This is a genomic window from Paenarthrobacter sp. CM16 (assembly GCF_013179505.1).
Taxonomy (GTDB): Bacteria; Actinomycetota; Actinomycetes; order Actinomycetales; family Micrococcaceae; genus Arthrobacter.
Genome location: NZ_JABMCX010000383.1, coordinates 1 through 3,671, shown reverse-complemented (window position 1 = coordinate 3,671; position 3,671 = coordinate 1). Strand labels below are relative to the sequence as shown.

The 3,671-nt window shown below is 62.2% G+C and carries 4 protein-coding genes; 2 read left to right on the top strand and 2 right to left on the bottom strand.

Features of this window, described 5'->3' with window-relative positions:
* On the bottom strand, positions 1 to 645 hold a 645-nt coding region (locus HP499_RS22105; protein ID WP_172326244.1), incomplete at its 3' end, for an amidohydrolase family protein.
* Positions 635 to 2,092: an APC family permease gene (locus tag HP499_RS22100; protein WP_172326243.1), complete on the bottom strand. Its 1,458-nt coding sequence runs from the start codon at positions 2,090 to 2,092 to the stop codon at positions 635 to 637. The genes HP499_RS22100 and HP499_RS22105, both read right to left, overlap by 11 nt.
* A gap of 158 nt (positions 2,093 to 2,250) precedes the next feature.
* Here HP499_RS22100 and HP499_RS22095 point away from each other — a divergent pair, with 158 nt between their 5' ends.
* Complete coding sequence (locus HP499_RS22095; protein WP_172326242.1) at positions 2,251 to 2,868, top strand: TetR/AcrR family transcriptional regulator C-terminal domain-containing protein; 618 nt, start codon at positions 2,251 to 2,253, stop codon at positions 2,866 to 2,868.
* A 31-nt stretch (positions 2,869 to 2,899) separates the two neighbouring features.
* The gene (locus HP499_RS22090) at positions 2,900 to 3,634 is read left to right on the top strand and encodes a M50 family metallopeptidase (protein WP_172326241.1); all 735 of its coding nucleotides are present in this window, start codon (positions 2,900 to 2,902) and stop codon (positions 3,632 to 3,634) included.
* Positions 3,635 to 3,671: the final 37 nt, after the last annotated feature.

Here is a 3,671-nt window from a genome sequence, read left to right as displayed (position 1 = left end):
GGCGAAGTCCTGCAGGAGTGCGGCGAGCCTGGCTTTGCGCTCGGCAAAAGGTTCCAACGGGATGTGCCGTTGGATCAGTTCCATGGCGGCTGCTTCGAGGAGGAGGCCGGTGGGAACGCCGTCGGCATCGCACACCACTTCCGAGGCCTGGTCAAACTCGTGCTTGCCGCGGATACCTGCAATTTCCAGGGCCCTGCTGTTTGCCAGAGCCGAATGACCGTCGAACAACCGGATGACTGCGGGCTTATCGCCGCTGACGCCGTCAAGGACAGTGCGGTCCAGCGGGACGTCGCCAAACGCGTTGGGATTCAGTCCCCAACCACGCAACCAGCCGTCGTCGTTCCGTGATTCCTGCTGAAGCAGGGCGCGGACCTCATCCAGCGTGGCAGCGCTGGACAGGTCAACGCCTGTGGTCAGGTCAAGTCCGAACACCGGATGCATATGGCAGTCCACCAGGCCCGGGGTCAGCGTGGCGCTGCCCAGATCCATCACGAGAGCGTCGCCATGGGCCCAGTCCTGGGCTTCAGCCCGGCTTCCGACTGCGGTAATCAGGCCGTTCCGAACGGCTACAGCCTGGTGGGAGTCGCTGCCATGGCCGTCCATGGTGTGGATGGTATCGGCCAGGACTATGAGGTCAGGAGTCATGTTTTTCGAAGCTTCCAATCCGTGCAAAGACGTCAGGTCGGGTGGTGCGCAGGCGGCGGGCAATGAGCAGCCCTGCAAGGAAAACGATCGGTGGTACAAGAAGGAGGATGGTGTTGGTAAGGGGATCGGCGAAGGTGAGGAGTTCGATGTTGATGGCAATCAAGGCCACCACCCCGAACAGCAGGATGGCCGAGGCAATGCTGACCGGGAGAAGGACCCGATGCGTCACTGCGGCGGGATTGCGACGCAGGTAGATGAATGCGGCCACGGACACCACACCCTGCAGGGCAACGATGCCGACGATTCCCGGGGTGTTCACCCAGATCAGCAGCTGCCTGTACGGGTCGGCGCCGGCAATTGCGCAGATGAGGATAACGACGGCGGCCAGGATGGTTTGGATTTGCCCGGCACGGTGGGGGGACTTGTATTTGTGGTGGGTCCTGCCGAGGAATGCCGGGAGGACCCCGTCCTTGGCGAGCATGTAGACGTAGCGGTTGATGGCGTTGTGGAAAGCCAGTTGCGAGGCATAGACGCTGGTGACGATCAGGACGTACATCAAGACCTCTGCCCAGGGGCCGACGTACTGGCTGATGGTGGCGAAGAACATTCCGTCGGCCAATTCACCGGCTGCGGCCACAACGTTCCCGTTGCCGAAGGCCTGAATGACAGTCCAGACGATGAAGGCGTAGAACACGGACATGAAACCCACGGCGATGTAGGTGGCCCGGGGGACGGACTTGTCCGGGTTGCGGGCCTCCCGCCGATACAGCACCGTGGACTCGAAGCCCATGAAAGCTGCGAAACAGATGGCCAGAATAGCCAGGACGCCCGGGGTGAAGGCGTGTTCGGGTGCGAAGGAGGCGAAACTGATGCCATCTGCTCCGCCCCGGAGGAGGATCGCTGCGCCCATAATCCCCAGGATGGCTGTTTCTGCGATGAGGAGGACTCCAAGGACTTTCGCGCCGACGTCAATGCCGCGGTATCCCAGGAGCCATACGGCTGCGATGGCCGCCAGGGCCACAACCGGCCATGGCACGTCCAGGCCAAAGAGCGTACGGAGCATGGCCTGGGTCTGGACGGCGAACAAGCCGTAGACGCCGATTTGCAGGCAGTTATAGGACACGATGGCCAGGATGGCAGCTGCCAGGCCTACGGTCCGGCCCATGGCCAGGCTGATGTAGGTATAGAACCCGCCCGCGGCTTTGACGTGCTTTGTCATGGCCATGAAGGAGATGGCGAAGACCAGGAGGACGGCACCGGCAATGACGTAGCCCATGGGGGCGCCAATGCCCCCGATGCCTATAGCCACAGGGGCTACGCCGGCCATTACTGTCAGTGGCGCTGCTGCGGAGATCACCAGGAAGGCGATGCCGCCGGTGCCGATCGCATTCCGTTTGAGCCCGTTTCCGGCATCGGCTGCCGGAGGTCGGGTTTCGAGGTCAGACATGGGGATCCTCTGGGTTTTGGGGGAAGGGAATGTGTGGGAGTGCCATTCATTAAGCGAAAGGCTTTCGTTTAGCGTAGGTCCTTGTGACCCCGAGCACAATACCTGGAAGCAAAGTTCTGGCTAGAGTCGTAACAACAACGCGAAAGAGAGATACCTGAATGGCACGCCCGCTGGTCCCGCTGATATCCATCGATGCACTCGTCACCGCCGCCCTTGAGCTGGTGGACGAGGCGGGGGACTTCAGCCTGCCCAAACTGGCCAAGCGGATAGGCGTCAGCCAGTCCTCCATCTACAACCATGTGAGCGGCCGGGAAGAAATCCTGGAGCTGATGCGCGGACGCATCATCGCAGAGAGTCCTTACGTCCTGACCGATGAACACGACTGGGAGGCCTCGCTTCGCGCCATAGTCCGCAGTTATCGCGATGCCTTCGCCCGTCATCCGAAACTGGCGCCGTTGCTGGTGCTCCAGACTGTGCAGGATGACAAGGTCATGGCCCTCTACGAGAACCTGGCGGTTGCCCTCGGAGTTGCCGGATTCCAAGGCCGGGACGTGATGTCAGCGATTTCCACTATTGACAGCTTCGCCTTGGGTTTCGCCCTGGACCTGGCGGCGCCGGAGGTCGTCTGGGCTCCACCTGCGCAGGGATACCCGGCCCTCACCCATGCCCTGGCACACGCAGGTCCGGCTGGGGAGCGAGGCGAAGCAGCTTTCGACTTCGGCCTTGAAATCCTCATCGCCGGGTTGCATTCCCGTCTTCAGTCAACAGTGTCGTGAAGTTCACGTTGCAAGGGATCCGGAAGACTCAATGACCCTCTTTCAGACCTGGTGGGACGCGGTGGTCCGCGGCTTTACCGACACCCACACCACCATGGTGCCCCTTCCAGCTTTGCTGGGAATCCTGGCGTGCGCGGTCGTCCTGAGTATTCCGCGCCTCACGTGGCGTTGGTTCGGCCTGTACGTCACCTTCGTCCATGAACTTGGCCACGCCTATGCGGCGCTGATGACCGGACGATTTGTGCACGGGCTCCGGATCGGGCTGGATCATTCAGGGCGCCTTGTCAGCAGCGGCCGTAGTGCTTTCGGTGCCGCCTGGTCCGGGTTTTGGGGTTATCCGGCGCCCGCCGTGGTCGGCTTCGGGCTGATTGCCGCGTTTGCAGCGGGCCGTTCCGGAGCGGCAATGTCCGTCGGTGCCTTAATCCTGTTGGTCTCGCTTATTTTCCTGAGGAACATCACCGGGATTCTCGTGGCTGTGGTGAGCGCTGCAATCGCCCAGCTCCTGGTCCTTTTCGCCACGCCGGCAACAGTGAACTATGCAGTCCTGGCCCTTGGCATTGCCCTCTCGGTGGGAGGTATCCGCGACCTCCTCAAGCTCGCCGGTGTGCACACCCGGCGCCGGGACCGGCTTGCAGCCTCTGACGCCTTCATACTGGGCCGCACCACGGGCGTGCCGGCCTTCGTGTGGCTGACCGGGTTCACTGCGGTGATTGCCGGATGTGCGGCAGCCTCTGCCTGGTTGTTGTGGGGATTGCTCGCAGTTTAGTTTGGAGTCCAAACCCGGGGCAAGGAGCCGACGGCGG